This is a genomic window from Rhizobium sp. SVR5-2C (genome assembly GCF_056755115.1).
Genome location: NZ_JBNDHT010000401.1, coordinates 1 through 273 on the forward strand (window position 1 = coordinate 1; position 273 = coordinate 273).

Below are 273 nucleotides of genomic sequence, written 5' to 3' on the forward strand. Positions count from 1 at the left end.
GTCGACGGGTCGAACTCGGCAAGGCGTCGGAAGGCGGCGCGTCGAGCGGTGTCGTCCATCCGGTCGTAGGCGTCCCAGAGGGCCGCGAGGCGCAGACCGGGTGGCGGCGAACCCGAGGACCCGACGGCAACCGGTGGAGGCGTGTAGAGCCCGCCCGCTGCCTTGACGAGCGCGGTTTCCGAGACCTCCCAGACGATCGAGGAGCGCACCGGTGCACCTGCGGGCAACGACCACCGGACGCGGACGTGCGAGCAGCCATGGGCGTCAAGGGTG

1 protein-coding gene is annotated in these 273 nt (G+C 71.8%); it reads right to left on the reverse strand.

Annotated features, from left to right (window positions below; genetic code table 11):
• The coding region (locus ACPYOI_RS36270; RefSeq protein WP_481424198.1) for a hypothetical protein at positions 1-227 on the reverse strand (227 nt) is incomplete at its 3' end.
• Positions 228-273: the final 46 nt, after the last annotated feature.